The organism is Haloferax sp. Atlit-4N (genome assembly GCF_003383025.1).
Taxonomy (GTDB): domain Archaea; phylum Halobacteriota; class Halobacteria; order Halobacteriales; family Haloferacaceae; genus Haloferax; species Haloferax gibbonsii.
The window spans coordinates 1-467 of record NZ_PSYY01000081.1 but is presented as its reverse complement, the minus strand read 5'-3'; the positions used below and the strand labels follow the sequence as shown (position 1 = coordinate 467).

At 53.3% G+C, this 467-nt stretch carries 1 pseudogene; it reads right to left on the bottom strand.

Going from position 1 to position 467, the window contains the following annotated elements:
- Positions 1-467: pseudogene (locus C5C07_RS20665) on the bottom strand (DUF1970 domain-containing protein); the annotation flags it as partial.

The following is a 467-nucleotide window of genomic DNA, read 5'->3' as shown; positions in this document are numbered from 1 at the left end:
CACACCGTGTTCGTAACATGCATCAAGGATACCGAAGAACTCGGCCCGGTAGGAGTGCTCGAAGGCTAAGATGACTGTATCAACGTTGTACTCAACGAGGATGTCTTCAATCCGTGAAAGCCCACCAAGCCGTTCAACACCGTCAAGTGTCATCCCACCGTCGGCGATAGCCGTTGCACCCTCGGCTGAGAATTCGGGTCGGTTCGGGAGAGAAGTTGTCGGACAGAGATAACCCAAGACGGGAAGCTCAATATCGGAGAGCGTCCGCCGGACTTCTTTGTGATTATCGCTCACAATGATTGCCCGTTGGCTCTCTTCCAGTGGCCGCTGCCTGATCCATACGAACCAAACCGGAAGGACAGTCAGTAAGACCGGCGTAATAGCGATGAGCGTCAGCCGTGGAAGACGATAGGTGTAATCGAAGTAGCCGATTGTTGCAAGTGCTAACACGGCTACGAACACACGTT